The organism is Streptomyces sp. NPDC092045, assembly GCF_044756005.1.
Taxonomy (GTDB): Bacteria; Actinomycetota; Actinomycetes; order Streptomycetales; family Streptomycetaceae; genus Streptomyces.
Genome location: NZ_JBIVSC010000005.1, coordinates 338,412 through 361,949 on the forward strand (window position 1 = coordinate 338,412; position 23,538 = coordinate 361,949).

Consider the following 23,538-nt stretch of genomic DNA (forward strand, 5'->3'; position numbering starts at 1 on the left):
TTTCTTTCCGTGTCCTTCGGGAGGAAGTACGGCCGTCAGGCCGAGCGGCGACGGCCGGCGAGGACGCCGAACGCCACGCCGGCCACGCCGACGAGGATGCCGACGACGCCGAGGATCCGGGCGGTGGTGTCGGAGGAGGAAGAGGAGGAGGCCGACGCGGTGTCCTTCTGCGCCTTGTCGCCCGCCTTGTCGTCGTGACCGTCCTTCTCCCCCGCGGAGGCGGAGGCGGTGGCGGACGGCGCGGCGCCGCCGTGGTGGTCGTCGGACGCGGCGGAGAGCTTCAGGACGGGAGCCGGGTTCTGCGGCTCCTCCGCGCCCTCCTTCTGCTCCTCGATCCAGCGCACGACCTCCTTGTTGGAGTACGTCTGGACCGACTTGAGGACGAGCTCGTCGGCGTTCTCGGGAAGCTGCCCGAGGGAGAGCGGGAACTGCTGGAACTGACCGGGGCCGATCCCCGTGCCCTCGGCGGTCCAGGTGACCTTGGAGACGGCCTCGTTGATCGTCCTGCCGTGCAGCTCCAGCGGCTTGTCCAGCTTGCTCTTCGTGACCTCGGCCTTCCAGCCGGGGACGGGCTGCGGCATGACGGAGGCGAGCGGGTGGTCGAGCGGGAAGCTGACCTCCAGCTTCACGGTGGAGGCGTTGTCGCGCTCGTTCGGCACCTTGATGTTGACGGTCGCGTAGCCGCCCTTGGCGGCCTCGCCCTGCGGCTGCACGCTGACGTGCGCGAAGGCGGTGCCGGAGAGGAGTGCGACGGAGGAGAGGGCGATGCCCCCGGCGAGGGCGGCGCGGACGGCGGAGACGCGGCGGACGGAGGCGCGGCGGGCGGGGGTACGGGAAACGCTCATGGCGAGGACACTCCGGTTCGGAGAGGAACGGAACAGGACGGTGACGTCCGGCACGCCGGGGCGGAGGCCCGGTCGGGCGTGCGGACGAACGCGGTCCCGCTCCTGTCGAGCGGACCGCGTCAGGCTGCGAGGACGCAGTCGGCGGCCGGCGGGCCGCGCCTGATCACCGTGTCTCTGAGCGCCTCGGCCACCGGCGGCGGCGAGGAGTCGAAGGCCGTGCGGAGGGTCCGCCGGGGCGCGGTGCGCGCGGCCGACGGCAGCCCGGCGAGCAGGGCCCGTACGAGACGGAGCGCGGCCCGCAGCGAGCTGACCCGGGCATGCTCCGCGAGCTCCACCGCGCCTTGCCCGGAGAGTTCGACGAGCCGGCCGAGGGCGCGGTCGCCGCGCCGCAGCAGCCAGCCCGTGGCCAGGGCGGCGAGCAGGTGCCCCAGGAGCATGGGCAGGTCGGGCAGCAGGTTGTCGGCCGGGACGGCCGGTGCGACGGCCGCGCCGTGCCCCGCGTGGGCGTGGGCGGCGGCCGGGTCGAGTCCGGCGTCGGTGAGGATCCTGGTGGCGTCGGTGGGGGTGAGGGACGTGGCCCCCGCCCCGCAGACCAGCCGTGCGGCCATCCGGACGAGGGCGTCGTCGGCCTGGGCGCCCAGGGCGAGCCGGTGCTGCCCGAGGCCGAAGAGGACGTGCAGGCCGAGCTGCCCGGCGGCGAGGGCGCCGACGACGGAGCCGAGGGAGCGTTCGCGTCCGCCGAAGAGGACGGCGACCCCGAAGACGCCGAGGAAACCGGCGGCCAGGGACCACGGGGCGACGCCCGCGCACGCCGCGAGGGCGTGGCCCAGCGCGGACAGCACGACGCAGACCGCGGTGAACACCGCGGCCCTCAGCAGCCGTGGAGCGAGCGCGGGGGCAGACATGGCGGGCCCATCATCGCACCACGCCCCCCACCGCGGTACGGCAGGTCCGGAAGGTCGTTCTTGGGTCTCTTCGGGGTGACATACACCGGCCCGCGGACTCCGGGCATCCGCCGAACGAGCGCTCTTGACGCTCCCGGGGGCTTACGGAGGCGCCCGCCCGGCAATAGGTACCGGTACGTCGTGCTGCTGGACCACTGGTCCGCCGAGCCGATGCCGGGAGGCTGGAGCATGAGCATCTGGTGGTCACTCCATCTGCGGCGCGAAGCCGCGAGCGTGCCGCTCGCGCGCCGGCTACTGCTGGGCACGATGGAGACGGCGGGGGTCGATCCCGACGTGTCGTACGAGCTGTCGGTGGCGCTGACCGAGGCGTGCGCGAACGCGGTCGAGCACGGCGGGGGCGCGGATCCCGACGCGCGGCAGGACGGGGCGCTGCCGGGGGCGTACCGGGTGACGGCGTACCTGGACGGCGAGACCTGTCGCATCGAGGTGGCCGACTCGGGCCCGGGCTTCCCGTACGCGGAGGTTCCCGCGGCCCCCTCGGACGCCGAGCACGGGCGCGGGATGCGGCTGATCGAGGAGCTCTCCGACCACGTGCAGTTCGGCAACCGCTCGGGCCGGGGCGGTGCGGTGGTCAGCTTCGACAAGATCCTGAAGTGGAAGGACGCCCCGTCCCTCCTCATGGCATAGCCCCCGGGACACGGAGAAGGGCCCCCGCCGGTCGGTCGGCGGAGGCCCTTCGTGTTCCAACGTACGCGGTGGTCAGCCCTTCAGCGAGGCCATCCACGCCTCGACCTCGTCGGAGCGGCGCGGCAGCGCGTCCGAGAGGTTCCGGTTGCCGTCCTCGGTGACGAGGATGTCGTCCTCGATCCGGACGCCGATGCCCCGGTACTCCTCCGGCACGGTCAGGTCGTCGGCCTGGAAGTACAGGCCCGGCTCGACGGTCAGGCACATGCCCGGTTCGAGCGTCGTGTCGACGTAGGCCTCGGTGCGCGCGGCGGCGCAGTCGTGGACGTCCATGCCGAGCATGTGGCCGGTGCCGTGCAGGGTCCAGCGGCGCTGGAGGCCGAGCTCCAGGACGCGCTCGACCGGGCCCTCGACCAGGCCCCACTCGACGAGCTTCTCGGTGAGGACGCGCTGGGCGGCGTCGTGGAAGTCGCGGTAGGCGGCGCCGGGCTTCACCGCGGCGATGCCGGCCTCCTGCGCCTCGTACACGGCGTCGTAGATCTTGCGCTGGAGGTCGGTGTACCGGCCGTTGATCGGCAGGGTGCGGGTGATGTCGGCGGTGTAGAGCTCGGTGGTCTCCACGCCGGCGTCGAGCAGCAGCAGGTCGCCGGAGCGCACGTCGCCGTCGTTGCGCACCCAGTGCAGGGTGGTGGCGTGCGGGCCGGCGGCGCAGATGGAGCCGTAGCCGATGTCGTTGCCCTCGACGCGGGCGCGCAGGAAGAACGTGCCCTCGATGTAGCGCTCGCTGGTGGCCTCGGCCTTGTCGAGGACCTTGACGACGTCCTCGAAGCCGCGGGCGGTGGAGGCGCAGGCCTTCTCCAGCTCGGCGACCTCGAAGGCGTCCTTCACGAGGCGGGCCTCGGAGAGGTGGACGCGCAGCTCTTCGTCGCGCTCGGCGGTGACCTTGTCGGTCAGCGCGGCCTCGATGCCGGCGTCGTGGCCGCGGACGGCGCGGACGGGGCCGGTGGCCTCCTTGAGCGCGTCGGCGAGCTCGCGCACGTCCTTCGCCGGGATGCCGAGGAGCTGCTCGGCCTCGGCGAGGGAGTGGCGGCGGCCGACCCAGAGCTCGCCCTGGCCGTCGAGCCAGAACTCGCCGTTCTCGCGGTCGGAGCGCGGCAGCAGGTAGATCGTGGCCTCGTGGCCGTCCCCGGTCGGCTCCAGGACGAGGACGCCGTCCTGCGTCTGGTCGCCGGTGAGGTACGCGTACTCGGTGGAGGCGCGGAAGGCGTACTCGGTGTCGTTCGACCGGGTCTTCAGCTTGCCGGCCGGGATCACCAGGCGCTCGCCCGGGAAGCGGGCGGAGAGCGCGGCGCGGCGCTCGGCGGTCCGGTCGGCCTGGGCGATCGGCTCCAGGCCGCGCAGCTCGGTGTCGGCCCAGCCGGACTTCATGTTCTCGGCCAGCTCGTCGGACACGCCCGGGTAAAGGCCGTTCTTGCGCTGCTTGATCGGCTGGTCTTCGGTCTCTTCCGGGGTCTCCGGGGTGAGCTCCTCGGCCACGGGTCTGCCTCCTCTGGTACGACACTGAACCCCCACCATCGTACGGTCGTGCGGAAGGGGGCCCAGGGCCGGAAGGCCCATTACCGGAACGTCACGGTCCGCTTACTCGGCGGACCCGGCACGCGTGCGCGTCCTCAGTCGAAACGGGCCGCGAGCAGCACCACGTCCTCGCCCTCCACGGCCGGGTCGATCCCCTGGGGCAGCAGGGTCCGCAGCACGTGGTCGGCGACGGCGCCCGGGTCGGACCGGTCCGCCACCGGCACGCTCGCGGCCGCCGCGTGGAGCCGGGCGAAGGCCCGGTCGGTGGCCTCGCCGGTACGGCGCAACAACCCGTCCGTGTAGAGCAGCACCGTTTCTCCCGGCGCGGGGGACAGCTCCACGCTCGGCGCCTCCCAGCACGTCAGCATCCCGAGCGGAGCCGACAGCGAGGTCTCGACGAACTCCGTGCGGTGGTCGCCGACGACCAGCGGCGGGGCGTGTCCGGCACCGGCCAGGACGATCCGGCGCTGCGCGGGCTCGGCGTAGGCGAAGAGCGCGGTCGCGGAGCGGGCGGGTTCGGTGAGCCGCAGCAGGAGTTCCAGGTCGGAGAGGACGGCGACCGGGTCCTCGCCCTCCATCACCGCGTACGCCCGCAGGGAGGCGCGCAGCCGGCCCATGGCGGCGAGCGCGCTGGGGCCGGTCCCGGAGACGGAGCCGACGGCGAGCCCGAGGGCGCCCTCGGGCAGCGGCAGCGCGTCGTACCAGTCGCCGCCGCCCTGGGGGCCGGTGCGGTGGCGGACGGCGAGCCGGACGCCGGGGACGCGGGGGAGCCGGCTCGGGAGCAGCTCCTCGGCGACGGTGGCGACCCGCACGCGGGCGCGTTCGACCTGGAGGAGGCGGGCCAGGTGCTCGGTGGCGAAGCGGCCGTAGAGGCCGATGAGGTGGCGCCGGCGCTCGTCGGGTTCGGCGGGCTCGTCGTAGAGCCAGACGGCCGCGCCGAGCCGGCCGGCCTCCTCGGTGGCGAGGGGCAGGGCGTAGCTGGCGGCGTAGCCGAGGCGGGCGGCGACCTCGCGGTGGCGCGGGTCGAGTCCCTCCTCGGTGCGCACGTCGCGGATGGCGATCGGCTCGGGAACGCGCGCGGGGCGGGCGGAGGAGGGCGCGGGTCCGGCTTCGGGCAGGCCGTCGAGGAGGCGGCCGTAACTCCCCGAGCCGCGCGGGACGGTCTCGATGGTGCCGAGGTCGGCGTGGGCGAGACCGAGCCCGATGGTGCTGGTGGGGCCGAGGCCGTCGGCGGGTTCGAGGACCGCCATGCCGCGGCGGGCGCCGACGAGGGCGGCACCGGCTCCGAGCACTTCGCGCAGGGCTTCGTCGAGGGAGTCGGTCTTGATCAGGCGCTCGGTGAGTTCGTGGAGGGTGGTGAGGTCGGAGACCCAGGAGGCCAGCCGGTCCTGGATCAGGACTCCGGGCGGGAGGGCCGCGTCGGAGGGGGACGCGGCCGAGGGGACCCCGGTCAGGGGCGCCGCAGTGTGCGGTGGCGCGGGAACCGTTGAATCGATTCCAGCCACTTTCGGCGGACGTGGGGCGCTCATGTCGGTCGGCTTTCCGACCGGTGCGTTTGACGCCATAGCATCGCAAACCCCCATGTCATTCTGCGCCGCTCGATGTACCCACATGTACACGCACAAGAGGAGCGATGTCCAGCATTGTCCCCACGGGAAAAGTGGTGTCCGTGAGGTTGTGCGAGAGGGTTGAAGTAAGCGGGAAGTTGGCCGAAAATTGCCCCCGGTGTGCACCTTTTGCGGTCGACTGGCGTCGTTTGAAAGCGCGTCATACCGAGCGTGCGGGGTACGTAAACGGTGACCGGCGGGGGCAGTTGAAGCTGCCCCGGAACGTGACGCGGGACCCCGGCGTCTTCCATGCCGCAGGCCGCTGCCCGCCACCGTCTGGCGGGGAACGTGTTCTGAACCGCTCTGGCTCCGACCTGGCTCCACTGGGCTCCATCCGGCTCCACCGGGTAGTACGCGGTTTTTCCGGCCCGACCGGCCCCGCTTCTCTGCGGTCCGGCACCCGCCGACCCGGTATGCGTTGATACGCACGGTGAATGAATCTGCACGTGTTGTCATGGGAATTCGGCGTTCAACGGAAAGGAACGAGCGCTCATGCGCGAGATCCTCGGAAGGCGACGCAGGCTCCGGTTCCGGCGCAAGGAGAGGACCGCACGCCTCGACGCGGCGGTCACCTTCGCCGTCGAATGGAACTGGCCCGTCCTGCCGGGCGCGGACCTGAGAACGGCGACCCGCGCGACCACGGGCCTGAGGACGCTGGCCCGCACGGCCGCGGACCTGATGACGGCGACCCGTACGGACGCGGAGCCCGCCTGCTCCTGTCCCGACCCCGGCTGCGTCGTGCCCGGCGGACACCCCTACGACCCCGGGCTGCTCGCCGCCACCACGGACGAGCGCATGGTCCGCTGGTGGTGGACCGCGCGCCCGGACGCCCCGGTGGTCCTCGCCACCGGCGGCGGCGCGCCCTGCGCGGTCAGCCTCCCCGCCCCGGCGGGTGCCCGGGCCCTCGCCGCGCTCGACGCGACGGGCATGCGCCTCGGGCCGGTGGTCGCCACCCCCACCCGGTGGTCGATCCTCGTCGCCCCGTACGACCTGGAACGGCTGGGCGAGCTGCTGTACGCGAAGGACAGCGTGCCCAGTTCGCTGCGGTTCCACAGTGAGGGCGGCTATCTGCTCCTGCCGCCCTCGGTCGCGGGCTCCGGGCAGGTCCGCTGGGAGCGGGCCCCCCTCGCGGGCTCGGCCCGCCCGTGGCTGCCGGACGTCGAGGCGGTGGTCGACGCCCTGGTGGAGGCGAGCACCAGCACACCGGGCGGCGGGAGCCGGCTGGCGTACTGAGGACGCGCCGCCACCCTGTCGTGGAAGAACGCCGAGCACGGGCCGCCCTTCGTCGCGGAGGTCGGCGGTCGGCGGGTGGTGTGGGGCGGGGCGGGGCGACGTGCGGTGGGCGTTCACCCGAACGGGTGCGTCCCGGTCCGACTCGTACGGGAAACGGGTGCGCGGCCGTCCGGGTGCCCGCCGTCCGCCGCTATGTTCGCCCCACCGTTCAGGATCTCCAGCCGAGCAGGAGCAGGTGGGCCCGATGACTCCGGTGAACCTCCGCGTGGTCGCACTCGGGGCCGCCGTCACGGTCGCCGTGCTGCTGCCGCTCGTCGCGACGGCGGGGCCGGCCGGCGAGTCCGCACGACCTCCCGGCGCCCGGAGCGAAGGCGACGGGAAGGCCGGGGACGACGGAGCGGCCGGGGGCCTCTGGAAGGGCCTCGGCCTCGGGCCCCGTACGTCGGAACCGACCGCTCCCGAGACCTCCGCAGCCCCTCCCGCTCCTTCCGTCCCTCCGGTCGCCGTCGCGTCGGCCGCTCCCGAGCGGGTCGCGCGCTGTGGGCCGGAACTCGCCTCTCCCGGAGGGGCGGAGGCGCAGACGTGTGTCCTGAACGAGGGGGGCGATGTCTGGGCGCGCACGTACTACCGCAACGCCACGGGTCGGGAACTCGACGCGTTTCTGACCCTCATGGCCCCCGGCGGGCGGACCGTTCACGTGCGGTGCCCGGTTCCTGCGCAGGACGAACCGGGCACCTGCGAAACGCCCCGGGAGCACGTCGCGGGCGCGGTCACGGTGTATACGGCGGTGGCGGAATTCGCCGGCGCGGGCGGGGAGGGCGGCACTCCGCTGCTGCTGCGAGCAGGTAGTAACACTGCGGAGCGGGAAGGAAGTTGAGCGTCGGACGCCCCGGCCGGGCCGGAAGCGGACATGGAAAGGCCCGGTCGCTGGCGACGGGGGATGCACCAGCGACCGGGCTTCCAGAACGGTAACAAGAGATCTGCTGTTCGCAAATTCGATCTCGGTTATTCGGACAGGGATTTACCTGTCCGAAGACCGGGTTGTGGTGGAAGTCACCGACTGGTCGGTCTGTCAGTGACCGATACCACCTGGGGTATCAGCTGAGAGTGACCTGACGGTTCGTGAGGCCGCCGCGCGCCCGCCGCTCCTCCGCCGTGAGCGGAGCGTCCGAGGCGAGCGCTCCGGTCAGCCGCTCGAAGAACTCGGCGGCCGGCTTCTCGCAGTCCTCGGCGGTCATGGACGTCGGCAGGTCCCACACCGGCACCACGAGGCCGTGGGCGCGGAAGGAGCCGACGAGCCGGGTGTCCGGGCCGAGGGAGGTGCCGCCGGCGGCCTGGAGCCGGGCGAGCGCGTCGAGGAGCTTCTCCTCCGGGTACGGCATGACCCAGCGCAGGTGGTTCTTGTCGGGGGTCTCGCACCAGTAAGCGGAGTCGACGCCCGTCAGGCGGACGGTCGGGATCGCGGCCGCGTTGGCCCGCTCCAGGGAGGCGGTGACCTCCGGGTCGGCGCCGTCCGCCGACTGCGGGATCCAGAACTCGAAGCCCGTGTGCACCTCGGGCGCGAACGCGGCGTCGGCGTCCAGCAGGTCCTGGAGGCGCGGGCCCTCGGCCGGCACGCGGCGCGCGGGGACGGGGGTGCCCGGCTCGGCCTCCAGGGCGCGCTGGAGGGTGTCGGCGAGGTCGCGGGCGAGGTCGCCGGAGGTGGAGTCGTTCTGCAGGGCGAGCAGGACGGAGCCGTCGTCGCGGCGGAGCGCCGGCCACGCCATCGGCAGCACGGTCGCGAGCGTCACGGACGGCACGCCCTCCGGCAGCCCGCCCTTCAGGGTGAGCGGCACGGTGGCGGCGGGCACCAGCTCGCGCAGCGCGACCCAGTCGCACTCGCCGGGCAGGCCCTCGAAGGGGCGCTGGACGAGCTCGGTCACGGCGTGCGCGGCGGCCCGGCCGTGACACGCCTTGTAGCGGCGGCCCGAACCGCACGGGCACGGCTCGCGCGCGCCGACGACCGGGATCTCCCCGCTCGTGACCTGTGCCTGGCCGGCCTTGCCGGCCTTCGTCTGGGGGCGCTTCTTGGCCATGGTGTGGCTTTCTCCCGATCGCGGCGGTGCTTGTCAGCGGTGCTGTTTCGGGCGCGAGCCTAGCCGCCCCGGCCACCACCGCCCCTCAGGCGGGCCGCACGCCCGGCGGAGGCGGCCGCTCCGAAGAACCCGGGACGCCCGCCCTTCCACGGGGGCCGGCCGGGACCGTGCGGCCCCGGGGCGTGCGACCCGGTCCGGACCGCGGGGCCGACCTCGGCGGCGAAGCCCCGGACCCGGCCCCGGCCCCGGACTCGGTACGGACGACAGGGGCCGACCCCGACCGTGCGGCCCCGGCCCTCGCACCGCGAAGGCCGGTCCGGGCCGCGGACGATCAGTCCAGGTCGTCGTACGCGTCCAGGAAGTCGAAGCTCGAACCGCCGCCCACGTGCGTCGCGAAGTCCTCGCGGCGGTGTCCCTCGGTGACGACCACCCAGACGGTGACCTCGCCGGTCGCGCTGTCGCGCACGCCCCAGTCCCGGGCCAGCGCGCTGATGATGTTCAGTCCGCGACCGCCCCGCGCCGTGACCGAGGGCGTCGACGGGACGGGCCGCGTCGGACCACCGCCGTCGGTGACCTCGACCCGCAGGCCGCCTCCCGGGTCGACCCGCCAGGCCGCCCGCACGTCGCCTTCACCACGATCCGCCCGTCCCAGCGGCCTGCCGTACCGACAGGCATTGCTGAGCAGCTCGGACAGGATCAGCACCGCGTCGTCGACGACCGATTCCGCGACCCCGCTGCGGTACAGCTCGTCCCGCATCCGGTGCCGCGCCTCACCCACGCCCGCAGGGCCATGGGGTACGGCCATGCTCGACGACGTGGGCACCTCCTGTGCCACCACCAACGCCACCCCCGAGACCTCCTTTGCCCCACGCCACGGTGTGAATGCCCCGATGACCTGGACCGGAAACCGGCCAATCGGCGTGGGATGAGGCACTCGTGACGATCGCGTACGGACGGAACGCGCCGGTGCACTCCCTGTAACCCCTGATGCTCCCTTTGTCCCCTGTGACGGATGGGACGGAAGGGAGGGAAAACGGAAGGGATCAGTCGCGCCCCAGCTGGGTCAGCACCTGCTTCGGGCGGTTGGTGATGATCGCGTCCACGCCAAGGCGCTCGCAGAGCTCGACGTCCTCGGGCTCGTCCACCGTCCAGACGTGGACCTGGTGCCCCGCCTTCTGGAGCCGCAGGATCACCGCGGGGTTGTGCCGGACGATCCGGATGGAGGGGCCCGCGATGCGCGCGCCCGCGGGGAGCCGCCCGTCGCGCAGCCGGGGCGAGACGAACTGGGCGAGGGAGACGGTGGGCAGCGTCGGCGCGGCGGCGGCGATCCGGTGCAGGGAGCGGGCCGAGAAGCTCATGACCCGTACGGGGGAGTCCTCGGGGGACGCGGGCGCGTGGAGGTCGAACCTCTTCAGGAGCTGGAGCAGCCGCTCCTCGACCTGGCCGGCCCAGCGCGTGGGGTGCTTGGTCTCGATCGCCAGCTCGACCCGGCGCCCGGTGTCGGCGACCAGCTCCAGGAGGCGTTCCAGGGTGAGGACGGAGGTGGAGCCGGGAGCCCGCCGGTCGGGGCTCTCCGCCGACTCGCCCCGGCCCTTCCAGGTGCCGAAGTCGAGCTCGGTGAGGGCGGCCAGTTCGAGGGTGGAGACCGCCCCGCGGCCGTTGGAGGTACGGTCGACGCGCCGGTCGTGCACGCAGACGAGGTGCCCGTCGGCGGTGAGCCGGACGTCGCACTCCAGGGCGTCGGCGCCGTCCTCGATGGCCTTCACATAGGCGGCCAGGGTGTGTTCCGGTACGTCCTCGGACGCTCCGCGGTGGGCGACGACCTGGACGGGGACGCGGTTCGGTTGCTGCCGTGCGTGAGTCACCGCGTCATGGTGCCATTGGCGGGGCGTGGCGGGCACGCCGAGGCTGTCCGTTCTGTCCTTTATAAAGGATGGAGGGAGAACGCACAGCTCCGTCTTACAGCGGCCTGACGTCCGGTGGGAAAAGCTGGTCGCAGCACCCTGGAGCCGGAGCGACCACAACCTCACGCGGTCGACGACAGTCACACGCAGGCACGCGCGCTCGGACGGCGGGTACTCACGGGTATCCACGGCCGAACGCGGGCAGGCGGTCGAAGCAGTCCATCAGTCCAGCAGTACGCGCGGTTCCGTCCGCGCAGTGCCGGAAGACCCGGCAGACCCGGCAGTCAACGCAGTCAACGAGGAGAGCGAGCTGTGAGCACCGAGAACGAGGGCAAGGCGGTTCAGGGAGATCCGGCTGCCCCGTCCGTCCCTCCGACGCCTCCCGTACCCCCGTCGGCCCCTCCGGCCCCGACCGAGGCCCCGGGCGCGGGTCCGGCCCCGGCCTCCGGGCCGTCCGCCGCGCGTCCGGCGGACGCGGCGCACCCGACGGGCCCGGCGCACCCGGCGCACGCGAACGCCCAGGAAGCCCCGGCGGCCGGGGAGGCGCCGACGGTCCACGCGGCCCCCATGGCCCCCGAGACCCACGCCGCCCACGCCGCCCCCGCCGGCGGCTGGCCGCCGCCCCCGCCGGCCGTCCCCTCCTGGGGCGCCCAGCACGCGCACGTACCCCCGGCTCCCGCCGCGCCGCGCAAGCGGACCGGCGGGCTCGTGGCGGCCGTCCTGGCGGCGGCGCTCCTCGCGGGCGGCATCGGCGGCGGCATCGGTTACTGGGCGGCCGAGCGCGGCGACAACGGCGCCGGCTCGACCACGGTCTCCTCGGGCGAGGCCCCGGCCTCCTTCAAGCGCGACCCGGGGACGGTCGCGGCGGTCGCGGCGCAGGCGCTGCCGAGCGTGGTCACCATCCAGGCCAAGTCGGGCGGTTCCCAGGGCGAGGGCGGCACGGGCACGGGCTTCGTGTACGACCAGGAGGGCCACATCGTCACCAACAACCACGTGGTGGCGTCGGCGGCGGACGGCGGCACGCTCTCCGTGACCTTCTCCGACGGCAAGTCGTACGACGCGGAGGTCGTCGGCCGGGCCGAGGGCTACGACGTGGCGGTGCTGAAGCTCACGAACGCCCCGAAGGGCCTCAAGCCGCTCCCGCTGGGCAACTCCGACAAGGTGGCGGTCGGGGACTCGACGATCGCGATCGGCGCCCCGTTCGGCCTGTCCAACACCGTGACGACGGGCATCATCAGCGCCAAGAACCGTCCGGTCGCCTCGGGCGACGGTTCCGGCGCCAGCAACTCGTACATGAGCGCCCTGCAGACGGACGCCTCGATCAACCCGGGCAACTCCGGCGGCCCGCTGCTCGACGCGAGCGGCGCGGTGATCGGCATCAACTCGGCCATCCAGTCGGCCGGCAGCGGCTTCGGCCAGTCCCAGGCGGGCTCGATCGGCCTCGGCTTCGCGATCCCGGTCAACCAGGCGAAGAACGTCGCCCAGCAGCTGATCAGGACGGGCAAGCCGGTCTACCCGGTGATCGGCGCGACCGTGAACATGAACGAGAAGGGCGAGGGCGCCGAGATCGCCGCCCGGGGCACCGGCGGCACGCCCTCGGTCACCCCGAACGGCCCCGCGGCGAAGGCGGGCCTGAAGCCGGGCGACGTGATCACCGCCTTCGGCGGCCACCAGATCGACAGCGGGCCCTCCCTCATCAGCGAGATCTGGACCCACAAGCCGGGCGACTCGGTGGAGATCGCCTACGAGCGCGACGGCAGGACCGCCACGACCACCGTCGTCCTGGGCGAGCGCACCGGCGACAGCTGACGCGTCTGCGCGCGGCGGCTCCGGGCCGGGCTCCGGACGGCGGGCGCGAGGCCGCCGCCCGGAGCCGGTGGCCGGGCTTCCGCGGGCGGGTCGTCCAGCCGGTACGCTGTAGCCCGCTCCACCCCGGGTGGTCCGGAGCGGAGGTGGGTTGCCCGAGCGGCCTAAGGGAACGGTCTTGAAAACCGTCGAGGCAGCGATGTCTCCGTGGGTTCAAATCCCACACCCACCGCCGACGCCACGGCCCCCGACCGGGAGAAACCGGTCGGGGGCCGTCGTGCGTCCCCGTGGAGCCGGGGCGGGACGCGGTCAGGAGTGGTTGCGGGCCGGGGGGTTGTTGAGGCAGAGCGCGATGTTCCGCACGGCCGCCGTGAGTTCCTCGATGACGCGGGCGGCCTGCTCCGCGTTGTGGAAGGCCGGGCGGTCGGTCAGGGTGCGGCTCAGCTCCTCCGCGGCCCGGACCGCGTGCCCCGCGGGACCCTGGTCCGGCGTCGGGGCCGGAGCCGAGACCGGATAGGCGTCGGCCGCCGGGTAGGGATCGGTCGTCGGGTACGCGTCGGCCGCCGGGTAGGGGTCGGCCGCCGGGTAGGGGTCGGGGTACGGCTCGGGGTCCTGGCGGTAGCCCTCGAAGGAGGGCGAGAAGGTGCCCGAGCCCGTCGTCCCCGTCGTGAGGGCGGAGGCGTGCGCCTCCTCGGCCGGACGGGGCCCCGTGGCCGACAGGAGGACGTGCGAGGCCGGGAGCGGGGCCTGGGGGGCCTGCTGCGAGGCCTGGGACTGCGGCATCGCCGGCGCGTGCAGCGCTTGCGGGTGCGGAGCCTGCGGCTGTGCGGCCTGCACCGCCTGTCCCGGGTGCGGGGGCTGGGGCTGCGGGGCCTGGAGCTGCGCCACCGGGCCCTGCGGCGCGGACTGGCGGGCCCGGGGGAGCACGAAGTGGTCGAAGCCGGGGAACGCGGACGTGTCGGGGCGCGCGGACGGCGGCTCGTACTCCTGCTGCCACCGCGCGCGGTAGGACTCCACCTGGTCCTCGCAGGAGGAGCGCGCGTGGAAGACCGCCGTGTCCTCGCCCAGGTCCGGGTACCAGAGGTTGGGCCCCGGGAAACGGACCGTCCTCATACGGGGCTTGATCTGCTCGGCGCACCCCATGCAGCAGCCCTTCGGCACCAGGAACGGGATGCCGCCGCTCTGTTCGGGCCTGCGCGGACCCTCCTCGCGCGGGTACTCCCCGTGGTGGCAGGGCGGCAGTTCGCCACAGGCGCGGCAGACCGCGTAGTGCTCGGGGAGCACCTGCCAGTCCTGGCTGGCGGGGGCGCACCAGTGCTTCGGCGCGGACCGGGGCAGGTTGTCGTTGCGCAGCACCAGGACCACCGGCCGCTTGTAGAACTCCGCGCGCTCCGGGGCGGGTTTGACCGCCTGGTTGTTGGCCCGTCGCAGCTCGTTGGCGTGCCACCACAGCTCCACGTGGTCCCGCCAGGCCTTCTCGTAGGCCTCCGGCCAGTGGTCGCCGGGGTATCCGGTGATCTCCAGGACGCGCCAGGCCTGTCGGTCGAGTACGACGATGGAGCCGGCCCGCAGTCGCAGATGAGTTCCCTCGCCGCCCTCGTCCGGCCAGTCATGGCGGCCGATGCTGGTGGGCTGGTCAGGGAGCCACCTGCGAACCTGCATGACACGCTCCTCGGCAACGAAACTTCGTAGTTTCAACTGGGGCAGTAAGTGACATTCTGAACAATTTAGGCGTCGGCTCGGGGTTAGACACGCGCATGCCGCTGATCCATGAGAGCCGGAAACGCCTTTCCCACCGGCTATTTCACCCGCAGTGACCGACCTCGCGCGGATTCGCCGTCCTGGTCGTCACGGCGGCCCCGTACCCGCTCCGGGGGCCTCTGATACCCACCCGTACGTGTGACGCCGCTTCGGCCCGTGTCATCCCGTACGTATGCATCTGTTCACGCGCCCGCGTGCGCGTCGCTTTGTGCGCGGGGCCTCTCGCCGAACCCGGGAGGCCGTTCGGAGCCGCTTCCGGGCCGGTTCGGTGCCGGCTCGGGAGCCGTTTCCCGATCGGGCGGGTGGTAAGGGCGATGCCGCTTCGCGAGGGGCGGCGTAGGGTCCGGAGGACCCAGGCAGGAGAGGAGCGGGGGATGCGGATCGTGCTCGTCCGGGGAGACATCACCGCCGAGGCGGCGGACGCGGTGGTCAACGCCGCGAACTCCTCGCTGCTCGGGGGCGGCGGAGTCGACGGGGCCGTTCACCGCAGGGGCGGGCCGGAGATCCTGGAGGCCTGTCGCGCGCTGCGCCGCTCGCACCACGGCAAGGGCCTGCCGATCGGGCGGGCCGTGGCGACCACGGCGGGGCGGCTGCCCGCCCGGCACGTGATCCACACGGTGGGCCCGGTCTGGTCGCGGGACGAGGACCGCTCGGAGCTGCTGGCCTCCTGCTACCGGGAATCCCTGCGGGTGGCCGACGAGTTGGGGGCCCGCACGGTCGCGTTCCCGGCCGTCTCCACCGGGGTCTACGGCTGGCCGATGGCGGACGGCGCCCGGATCGCCGTCGAGACCGTGCGGGCGACCCGCACCGAGGTCGAGGAGGTGCGGTTCGTGCTCTTCGACGAGACGGCGTACCAGGCCTTCGAGGAGGCCGTGGGGGACGCGGGGGACGTGGGGGGCGTCTCCTAGGACTCCGGGAGTCCCGACCGCGCCGAAACGCGAATTCCCCGCGCCCCCGCGAGCTGCTTCTTCTCTCTTCCCGACCGGGTTTATCCGGCTGTCCTCACGCTTGAGGGGGAACGTCCGCTCCGGGCCGGTTCGCCGGGGATTCCGTGGGCAAGTCTGCATTCGCGACGTCGAGCACAACGGCCGGGGCGGCGGGCCAACTGCCCCGGAAACACAGATATTTCAGTCACGCTCCACGCTTCAGGTATTTCGGCGGGCTCCCAGCAGCCCCGGTTCTCGGTTACCCGTTCTCGGTTCTCGGTTCTCGTTTCCCGGAGGAAGAGTCATGACAGGCACCCGCACCGACCTCACCCGCACCGACCCCGTCCGCCCCGCCTCCGCCGGCGCCGCTTCCACCCCGGCCGCCTCCACCCGCGCCGTCCGGTCCCTCCCGGTGCTCGACTTCCCGCCGTGGTGACGGCCGGAGCGGGGAGGGCCGGCCCGAGGGGGGGTACGGCAGCGCGAAGGACGGCCCGCGCGGCGGCACTTCGGTACCGGTGCGCGGGCGGTCGCGCCACCGGAGACGGGACCGGGGCCCTCGCGCCGGGGTTCCCACGTACGGGTCGTTCCCCGGTGCGTACGGCGGAGGCGGCGGCTCCAGCGGTGGCCGGGCGCGGCGGGCGGATCTTCACTCGCGTCATGAGCACAAGCACGCCGCCCCGGCCCCGGTCCGCCCCGACTCCCGCACCGGCGCGTCCACGGTCCGCGCCCCCCTTCGCAGGGGCGCGGGCCGTGGTCGCCGTCCTGATGGCGGCGGTGGCCGGGACGGCGCTCCTCGACGCGCCCGTACCGACCGCCGCCCCGCCTCCGACCCCGCTCGCGGCACCGGCCGCGGCCCCGCCTCCGGCCGCCGCCCCGGCTCCGCCCCCCGTCCCGGCTCCGGCCGTCACGGTGGCAGCCGCGAGCAGGAACGCCGCCGCTCCCGCTCCCGCCGCCGCTCCCGCTCCCGCCGCCGCTCCCGCTCCCGCCGCGGCCCCCGCCGCTCCCGGGGCAGCCGCCTCCGCCACCCCCGTCCACTTCACCGGCAAGGCCTTCGACACCTGCGAGGCGCCCTCCGTCGAGACCATGAGGGCCTGGCGCGGTTCGCCGTACGGGGCCGTCGGGATCTACTTCGCCGGGCGCGGCCGGGGCTGCCCCGGCCAGCGGGAGCTGGACTCCGGCTGGGTCGCCTCGGTGCAGGCGATGGGCTGGCGGCTGCTGCCCCTCTTCGTCGGCTCCCAGGCGCCGTGCGTCGAGGCCCCCGCCAAGAAGCCCTTCGCCATCGGCTCCGACCCCTGGGGCCAGGGCACCCGGGAGGCGGGCGACGCGGTGCGGGCCGCGCGGGCCCTCGGCCTGGGCACGAGCAGCCCGCTCTACCTCGACATCGAGGCCTACCGGCGCGGTGACGCCCAGTGCGCCGCGATCACGCTCTCCTTCGTCCGGGGCTGGAACCGGGAGGTGCGCCGCCTCGGCTACCTCCCCGGCTTCTACAGCAGCGCGGACACGGGCGTGCGGGACATCGAGGAGCAGCGGAGGGCCGGCACGGCGGACCTGCCGGCCGTGATGTGGTTCGCGCGCTGGCTCGGGACGCCCGCGCTCGCCACCGAGGCCACCCTGGCCCCGGCCGCCTGGACGCCGCACGCCCGGATCCACCAGTACGCGGGCAACGTCACCGAGACGTACGGCGGCCACCGCCTCGTGATCGACCGCAACGCGGTGGACGCCCCGGTCGCCCGCCTCACCACGGCGCGCGCGGGTTCCCCGCCCTCCGGCCCCGTCCCTCCGCCCGCCGGGACGCGGCTCCTGCCCCGACCCTGAGCCGGGTCTCGGGGGCCTCCACCCAGAGGAGGTCCGGGCATCCCCACCCCTACAACCTGAGGCGGACGGTGGTTCGGGACCTGGGGCCGATCCGCCGGACCCCCGCCGCTCCTAGCGTGGAGTCATGACTCCGCCACCCTCTGGCCCCGTCTGCGCCGGTGCCTCGCAGTACGCGTCGTACACGAGCTTCTCCTCGTACGTACGGGCGCGCGGGCCCGTGCTCCTGCGCACCGCCCGCTCCCTGACCGCCAACCCCTCGGACGCGGAGGACCTCCTCCAGACCGCGCTCACCAAGACCTTCGTGGCCTGGGAGCGGATCGAGGACCACCGGGCCCTGGACGGCTACGTCCGCCGGGCGCTGCTGAACACCCGCACGTCGCAGTGGCGCAAGCGCAAGGTCGACGAGTTCGTGTGCGAGGAGCTGCCCGAGCCGGTCGGCCTTCCGGCGCCCGACCCGGCCGAGCGGCAGGCGCTGCACGACGCCATGTGGCGCGCGGTGCTCAAGCTGCCGGAGCGGCAGCGCCAGATGGTGGTCCTGCGGTACTACGAGGACCTCAGCGAGGCCCAGACCGCCGAGGTGCTCGGGGTGTCGGTCGGCACGGTCAAGAGCGCGGTGTCCAGAGCGCTCGGCAAGCTCCGCGAGGACCCTGAGCTGACCCCGGTGAGATGAGGAACCGCCTCGTACGCACCCCGTCCTCCTCCCGTCGCCAGTAATCACTGGCAATTTCCGTACTCCCAGGTAGTGACATACCGCTTGGTACGTGCGCAGAATCTCCACACCCTTACTGCCACGTAGCGCCCACCGGGAGGACGCCCCGTGTACAGCACCATGCAGGACGTACAGCTGACCGTGAGCCGCATCCTCGAACACGGGATGAGGATCCACGGACGGTCCACCATCACCACCTGGACGGGCGAGTCCGAGCCGCAGCGCCGCACGTTCGCTGAGACCGGGGCCCGCGCGCACCAGCTGGCCAACGCCCTGCGCGACGAACTCGGCGTCACCGGCGACCAGCGGGTCGCCACCCTGATGTGGAACAACGCCGAGCACGTCGAGGCGTACTTCGCGATCCCCTCCATGGGCGCCGTCCTCCACACCCTCAACCTCCGCCTTCCCCCCGAGCAGCTGGTGTGGATCGTCAACCACGCCGCCGACCGGGTCGTGATCGTCAACGGCTCGCTGCTCCCCCTCCTCGCCCCGCTGCTCCCGCACCTGCCGACGATCGAGCACGTCGTCGTCGCGGGCCCCGGCGACCGTTCCGTCCTGGACGGCGCGGCCCCGCGCGTGCACGACTACGAGGAGCTGCTCGCCGGCCGCCCGACCGCGTACGCGTGGCCGGAGCTCGACGAGCGCACGGCCGCGGCCATGTGCTACACCTCCGGCACCACGGGCGACCCGAAGGGCGTCGTCTACTCCCACCGGTCGATCTACCTGCACTCGATGCAGGTGAACATGGCCGAGTCGATGGGCCTCACCGCCAAGGACACGACCCTGGTCGTGGTGCCGCAGTTCCACGTGAACGCGTGGGGACTGCCGCACGCCACCTTCATGACCGGCATCAACATGCTCATGCCGGACCGCTTCCTCCAGCCGGCCCCGCTCGCCGACATGATCGAGCGCGAGAGGCCGACCCACGCGGCGGCCGTCCCCACCATCTGGCAGGGCCTGCTCGCCGAGGTCACCGCCAACCCGCGCGACCTCTCCTCCATGGCCCAGGTCACCATCGGCGGCGCGGCCTGTCCGCCCTCCCTCATGGAGGCGTACGACAAGCTCGGCGTCCGCCTCTGCCACGCCTGGGGCATGACCGAGACCTCCCCGCTCGGCACGATGGCCCACCCGCCGGCCGGCCTCACCGCCGACGAGGAGTGGCCCTACCGCGTCACGCAGGGACGTTTCCCCGCCGGCGTCGAGGCGCGGCTCGTCGGCCCCGGCGGCGAGCACCTGCCCTGGGACGGCGAGTCGGCCGGCGAGCTGGAGGTGCGCGGCACCTGGATCGCGGGCGCGTACTACAGCGGCGTCGACGGCGAACCGCTCCGCCCCGAGGACAAGTTCAGCGAGGACGGCTGGCTCAAGACCGGTGACGTCGGCGTGATCAGCACCGACGGCTTCCTCACCCTCACCGACCGCGCCAAGGACGTCATCAAGTCCGGCGGCGAGTGGATCTCCAGCGTCGAGCTGGAGAACGCGCTGATGGCGCACCCGGAGGTCGCCGAGGCCGCCGTCGTCGCCGTGCCCGACGAGAAGTGGGGCGAGCGCCCGCTCGCGACCGTCGTCCTCAAGGAGGGCTCGACGGCGGACTACGAGACGCTGAGGGCCTTCCTCGCCGCGGAGGGCGGCATCGCCAAGTGGCAGCTCCCGGAGCGCTGGGCGGTCGTGCCCGCGGTGCCGAAGACGAGCGTCGGCAAGTTCGACAAGAAGGTCATCCGCAAGCAGTACGCGGAGGGCGAGCTGGACGTGACCCGGCTGTAGCGCTGCGGGTGAGGTGACCCGCGAACCGGCCGGGAAGCGAGGAGGGGGAGGGCGCCCGGCGCCCTCCCCCTCCTTCGTGCCGTTCCGTACTAGTTGGTGCCGATCTTCGCGAGCAGGTCGACGATCCGGGCCTGGACCTCGGCGCTGTTCGCGCGCTCGGCGAGGAAGAGGACCGTCTCGCCGGAGGACAGCTTCGGCAGCTCCTCCCCGGCGAGGTCGGCCGAGGTGTAGACGACGAGCGGGGTGCGGTTGAGCTGCCCGTTCGCCCGCAGCCAGTCGATGATCCCGGCCCGGCGGCGGCGCACCTGCATCAGGTCCATCACCACCAGGTTCGGCTGCGTCTGCGTGGCGAGCGTGACCGCCTCCGAGTCCGTGGCCGCCCGCGCCACCTGCATCCCGCGCCGCTCCAGGGTGGCCGCGAGCGCCTCCGCGATGTCCTCGTTCTCCTCGATCAGCAGGACCCGGGACGGGTGCTGTTCGCTGTCGCGCGGCGCGAGCGCCTTGAGGAGCACGGCCGGATCGGCGCCGTACGCCGCCTCGCGGGTCGCCTGTCCGAGCCCGGCCGCGAGCAGCACCGGCACCTCGGCGGCGACGGCCGCCCGGCGCAGCGACTGGAGCGCGGTGCGGGTGATGGGTCCGGTCAGCGGGTCGACGAAGAGCGCGGCCGGGAAGGCGGCGATCTGCGCGTCGACCTCCTCGCGGGAGTGCACGATCACCGGCCGGTAGCCGCGGTCGCTCAGCGCCTGCTGCGTGGAGACGTCGGGCGCGGGCCAGACGAGCAGCCGGCGCGGGTTGTCGAGGGGCTCCGGGGGCAGCTCGTCGTCGACGGGGCGCGGGGCGGGCCGGTTGGCGACCTCGACCGCGCCGCCGGGACCGTCCAGCGGCTCGGGCCCCTCCGCGGAGCCCTCGGCGGGCGCTCCTATGGCGTACGCCCGTCCTTCGGACGAGGAGGGCGCGGAAGGCGTGGCGGGAGCGGAGGAGAGGGAGGGCGGTGCGATCTCCGCCTCCGCCCGGGCCCGCGGCTGAGGATGGGGCCCGGCCTCGGTTCCGGCGGGCGCGGGGAGCGCCGCCGGGGCCGGCGGGTCGACCTCGGGCGGGGTGGCGAGCCTGCGCCGCCGCCCGGATCCGTTGGAGGGCGCGGCGGGAGCACCGGAGTTCCCGGAAGCGGTGGGGACGGGCGCCGGAGCCGGGGGAGCCGGGGCGGTCGGGGGGACGAAGGGCGCGCCCTGCCCGAGGGTCCGGACGCTGAACGCCCGTCCCTGGGTCGACTCCCTCGACATGGGCAGTTCGGGCGGCAGCGGTACGGAGCCGGTGCCGGTCCCGTTGCCGGGCTGCGCCGGGGACTGGGGCTGCGGCAGGGGCCGCGGTGCCTGCCGGGGCTCCGGTTCCCGCTCCGGCGGCGGGGTCGCGACGGCACGCCGCCGCCCGGTCGGCTCGGCGGACGCGGGTACGGATGCGCCCGCGGAGGCGCCGGTCGCCTGGGCCGGCAGCGGCGTCCGGGCGTGCGGGTGGGGCTGCGGCGGCGTGTGGTCCGCCTCCGGGACACCCCGTACGGCCTCGTGCCGCGCCTCGTCGGAGACCGGCAGGGGACCGGGCGGCGGAACGGCCACGGGCGCGGCGGGCAGGGGCACTTCGCGGTCGGCGTCGGCGGGCGGCAGCGCGAACGGGGTCCGGGGACCGGCCTCGGCCGCGGCCGCCCGCTCCTGCGCGGCGGCCAGCGCGCGCCAGCGGCGCCCGCTCGGCTGCGCCGGGGGCTCCTCGGAGGCGACGGCCGGCAGGGCCAGGGCGGAGGCCGACTCCGGGGCGGGCCCCGGGATGCCCGAGGGGCCGACGGGGACGCCCTGCGGCGGCACGGCCGCACCGAGCGCGGCACGCCCCTGCGCGCCTTCGGCGGCGGTCACGACGGAGCCCTCGGCGGGCCGTCCCCGACGGCGCCCGGTGGGCTCGACGGGCGGGCCGGCCGGGGCGACGGGGGCGGGGGGCGCGATCGCGTTCTGCTGGGCCGGGATCAGGTCCGCCGCGGCGGTCCCTCCCGTACGGGCACGGCGGCGCCCGCTGGGCTCGGCGCCGGACGGGGCGTCGCCCCCGGCCGGGACCGCGCTCTCCAGGAAGGCGTCCGTCGAGCCGCGCCGGGCCCGTCGCCGCCCGCCGCCGGGAGCCTCCGCGTCCGGTGCCGTGCCCGGGGCGGGAACGGGGACCGGGGCGGCCGGAGCCTCGTCGACCGGGGCCTCGTCGACCGGGCCCGAGGCCTGCGCGGGCAGCGTGAGGGCCTCCCGGCCGCCCGCCCGGTCGTTCCGGGGCGCGGGCGCCTGCGCGGGGACCGTGCCCCGGCCCGCGCCGACCGGCACTTCGAGGACGTACGCGCCGCCGCTCGTGCCCGGCACCTCGTGGGTCTGCACGACGCCGCCGTGCGCCGCCACGATCCCGCGCACGACGGGCCCGTGGACCGGGTCGCCGCCCGCGTACGGGCCGCGGACCTCGATCCGTACGACGTCGCCGCGCTGTGCGGCCGCCACGACGACGGTGGAGTCGGCGGGCGCGGCGCCCGGGGCGGCGGCCCGGTTCCGGCCGGTCGCGTCGACGCCCGCGACGTCCGCGGCGAGGTGCGCGAGGGCGGTCGCGAGCCGGGCCGGGTCCACCTCGGCCTCGATGGGCGGGGTGTGCACGGCGAACTGCGCGCGGCCGGGCCCGATCAGCTCGACGGCCCCGTCGATGCCTGCGGACACGACCCCGTCGAGGAGCGTGACGCGCTTGTCGAGCTCCTCGGCGCCCGCGTCGAGGCGCTGGTAGCCCAGGACGTTGTCCACGAGCGCCGTCATCCGGGCGTATCCGGCGGCGAGGTGGTGGAGGACCTGGTTGGCCTCGGGCCAGAGCTGCCCGGCGTCGTCGGCGGCGAGGGCGCCGAGCTGGGTGCGCAGCTCCTCCAGGGGGCCGCGCAGCGACTCGGCGAGGACGGCGGTGAGCTGCTCGTGGCGGGCGGCGAGCGAGGCGTACCGCTCCTGCTGCGCCTCCCGCTCCGCCGCCGCGCGCTCGGCGCGGTCGGCCAGCTCGGCGGCGTGCTGCTCGGCGAGCTGCTCGTACGGCCTGCGGTCGGCGAAGGTCATCACCGCGCCGACGAGCTGGTCGCCGTCCCGCACCGGAGCGGTCGTCAGGTCGACCGGTACCCGCTCGCCCTTCTTCGTCCACAGGACCTGGCCGCGCACGCGGTGCTTCCGCCCGGACTTGAGGGTGTCCGCGAGCGGCGACTCCTCGTACGGGAAGGGCTCGCCGTCGGCGCGCTTGGCGAGGATCAGCGGGTGCAGCTCCCGGCCGCCGAGTTCGCCGGCGCGGTGGCCGAGGATCTGCGCGGCGGCGGGGTTCACGAGGACGACGCGGCCGTCGGTGTCCGTGCCGACGACGCCCTCGGAGGCGGCGCGCAGGATCATCTCGGTCTGCCGCTGCGAGCGGGCGAGTTCGGCCTCGGTGTCGAGGGTGCCGGTGAGGTCCCGCACGACCAGCATGAGCAGCTCGTCGCCGGTGTAGCCGCCGTAGGAGTCGTAGGCCTCGCGGCCGTCCTCCAGGCTGGCGCTGGTCACCTCGACGGGGAACTCGCTGCCGTCGGTGCGGCGGGCGACCATCCGGGTCGGCTTGGTGCGGCCGCGCTCGTCGGTGTTGTCCGGGCGGCGCATGGAGCCGGGGATGAGGCGCGAGTCGAAGTCGGGCAGCAGGTCGAGGAGGCCGCGCCCGACGAGGGCGGTGCCGGGGGTCTCGAACATGCCGAGGGCGATGGTGTTGGCGTTGACGACCGTGCCGTTGCAGTTGACGAGCACGAGGCCGTCGGGGAGGGCGTCGAGTATGGCTGCGAGGCGAGCAGCGCCTCGGGATGGCCTGCTGCTCACGACGACGCTTCCTCCCTGACGCACTGCACGCGCTTGGCCTGTGGACCGGCCGGC

The 23,538-nt window shown here is 74.3% G+C and carries 18 protein-coding genes and 1 tRNA gene; 10 read left to right on the top strand and 9 right to left on the bottom strand.

Annotated elements, in window-relative coordinates; all coding sequences use genetic code 11:
- Window positions 1–35: 35 nt before the first annotated feature.
- On the bottom strand, window positions 36–845 hold the full coding sequence (locus tag ACIQKA_RS17335) for a YcnI family protein (protein ID WP_383429895.1): 810 nt from the start codon (window positions 843–845) through the stop codon (window positions 36–38).
- A gap of 119 nt (window positions 846–964) precedes the next feature.
- Window positions 965–1,750: a hypothetical protein gene (locus ACIQKA_RS17340; protein WP_383429897.1), complete on the bottom strand. Its 786-nt coding sequence runs from the start codon at window positions 1,748–1,750 to the stop codon at window positions 965–967.
- Between the two features lie 228 nt (window positions 1,751–1,978).
- Between ACIQKA_RS17340 and ACIQKA_RS17345 the strand changes: the two genes are divergently transcribed.
- Window positions 1,979–2,437 (top strand): ATP-binding protein, encoded by a 459-nt coding sequence (locus tag ACIQKA_RS17345; protein WP_391095348.1) that lies wholly within the window; start codon window positions 1,979–1,981, stop codon window positions 2,435–2,437.
- A gap of 72 nt (window positions 2,438–2,509) precedes the next feature.
- Here the strand turns inward: ACIQKA_RS17345 and ACIQKA_RS17350 are convergent, their stop codons facing one another.
- Both ACIQKA_RS17350 and ACIQKA_RS17355 read right to left on the bottom strand, forming a co-directional pair.
- Complete coding sequence (locus ACIQKA_RS17350; RefSeq protein ID WP_383149426.1) at window positions 2,510–3,970, bottom strand: aminopeptidase P family protein; 1,461 nt, start codon at window positions 3,968–3,970, stop codon at window positions 2,510–2,512.
- Between the two features lie 134 nt (window positions 3,971–4,104).
- The gene (locus ACIQKA_RS17355; protein WP_391095347.1) at window positions 4,105–5,574 is read right to left on the bottom strand and encodes a SpoIIE family protein phosphatase; all 1,470 of its coding nucleotides are present in this window, start codon (window positions 5,572–5,574) and stop codon (window positions 4,105–4,107) included.
- Between the two features lie 534 nt (window positions 5,575–6,108).
- On the opposite strand from ACIQKA_RS17355, the gene ACIQKA_RS17360 reads away from it, so the two are divergent.
- Window positions 6,109–6,849, top strand: coding sequence for a bifunctional DNA primase/polymerase (locus ACIQKA_RS17360; protein ID WP_391095345.1), 741 nt, complete (start codon window positions 6,109–6,111; stop codon window positions 6,847–6,849).
- Between the two features lie 244 nt (window positions 6,850–7,093).
- The gene (locus ACIQKA_RS17365; protein WP_402541422.1) at window positions 7,094–7,726 is read left to right on the top strand and encodes a hypothetical protein; all 633 of its coding nucleotides are present in this window, start codon (window positions 7,094–7,096) and stop codon (window positions 7,724–7,726) included.
- A 220-nt stretch (window positions 7,727–7,946) separates the two neighbouring features.
- Here ACIQKA_RS17365 and ACIQKA_RS17370 read toward each other — a convergent pair whose 3' ends face one another.
- The 3 genes from ACIQKA_RS17370 to ACIQKA_RS17380 form a co-directional block, all read right to left on the bottom strand.
- Entirely contained in the window at window positions 7,947–8,924 is a 978-nt protein-coding gene (locus ACIQKA_RS17370) for a DUF5926 family protein (protein WP_383149420.1), read from the bottom strand.
- A 331-nt stretch (window positions 8,925–9,255) separates the two neighbouring features.
- Complete coding sequence (locus ACIQKA_RS17375; protein ID WP_383149419.1) at window positions 9,256–9,858, bottom strand: ATP-binding protein; 603 nt, start codon at window positions 9,856–9,858, stop codon at window positions 9,256–9,258.
- 109 nt (window positions 9,859–9,967) lie between these two features.
- Window positions 9,968–10,789: a glycerophosphodiester phosphodiesterase gene (locus ACIQKA_RS17380; protein WP_402541423.1), complete on the bottom strand. Its 822-nt coding sequence runs from the start codon at window positions 10,787–10,789 to the stop codon at window positions 9,968–9,970.
- A gap of 351 nt (window positions 10,790–11,140) precedes the next feature.
- Here ACIQKA_RS17380 and ACIQKA_RS17385 point away from each other — a divergent pair, with 351 nt between their 5' ends.
- Together ACIQKA_RS17385 and ACIQKA_RS17390 are read left to right on the top strand one after the other, a co-directional pair.
- The gene (locus ACIQKA_RS17385) at window positions 11,141–12,637 is read left to right on the top strand and encodes a trypsin-like peptidase domain-containing protein (protein WP_391095341.1); all 1,497 of its coding nucleotides are present in this window, start codon (window positions 11,141–11,143) and stop codon (window positions 12,635–12,637) included.
- 142 nt (window positions 12,638–12,779) lie between these two features.
- A tRNA-Ser gene (locus ACIQKA_RS17390) sits at window positions 12,780–12,866 on the top strand.
- 77 nt (window positions 12,867–12,943) lie between these two features.
- Here the strand turns inward: ACIQKA_RS17390 and ACIQKA_RS17395 are convergent.
- Window positions 12,944–14,296, bottom strand: a complete 1,353-nt coding sequence (locus ACIQKA_RS17395) for a hypothetical protein (protein ID WP_402541424.1) — start codon at window positions 14,294–14,296, stop codon at window positions 12,944–12,946.
- A gap of 473 nt (window positions 14,297–14,769) precedes the next feature.
- On the opposite strand from ACIQKA_RS17395, the gene ACIQKA_RS17400 reads away from it, so the two are divergent.
- The 5 genes from ACIQKA_RS17400 to ACIQKA_RS17420 all read left to right on the top strand — a co-directional run bounded on the left by ACIQKA_RS17400 (window position 14,770) and on the right by ACIQKA_RS17420 (window position 19,606).
- Entirely contained in the window at window positions 14,770–15,303 is a 534-nt protein-coding gene (locus ACIQKA_RS17400) for an O-acetyl-ADP-ribose deacetylase (RefSeq protein WP_402541425.1), read from the top strand.
- A 322-nt stretch (window positions 15,304–15,625) separates the two neighbouring features.
- The gene (locus ACIQKA_RS17405; protein ID WP_383429912.1) at window positions 15,626–15,757 is read left to right on the top strand and encodes a hypothetical protein; all 132 of its coding nucleotides are present in this window, start codon (window positions 15,626–15,628) and stop codon (window positions 15,755–15,757) included.
- A 314-nt stretch (window positions 15,758–16,071) separates the two neighbouring features.
- Entirely contained in the window at window positions 16,072–17,136 is a 1,065-nt protein-coding gene (locus ACIQKA_RS17410; protein WP_402541426.1) for a DUF1906 domain-containing protein, read from the top strand.
- A 124-nt stretch (window positions 17,137–17,260) separates the two neighbouring features.
- Window positions 17,261–17,806: a SigE family RNA polymerase sigma factor gene (locus ACIQKA_RS17415; RefSeq protein WP_383429915.1), complete on the top strand. Its 546-nt coding sequence runs from the start codon at window positions 17,261–17,263 to the stop codon at window positions 17,804–17,806.
- 147 nt (window positions 17,807–17,953) lie between these two features.
- Window positions 17,954–19,606, top strand: a complete 1,653-nt coding sequence (locus ACIQKA_RS17420; RefSeq protein ID WP_390109781.1) for a long-chain fatty acid--CoA ligase — start codon at window positions 17,954–17,956, stop codon at window positions 19,604–19,606.
- An 89-nt stretch (window positions 19,607–19,695) separates the two neighbouring features.
- Here ACIQKA_RS17420 and ACIQKA_RS17425 read toward each other — a convergent pair whose 3' ends face one another.
- Window positions 19,696–23,484, bottom strand: a complete 3,789-nt coding sequence (locus ACIQKA_RS17425; RefSeq protein WP_402541427.1) for a PAS domain-containing protein — start codon at window positions 23,482–23,484, stop codon at window positions 19,696–19,698.
- Between the last annotated feature and the right edge of the window lie 54 nt (window positions 23,485–23,538).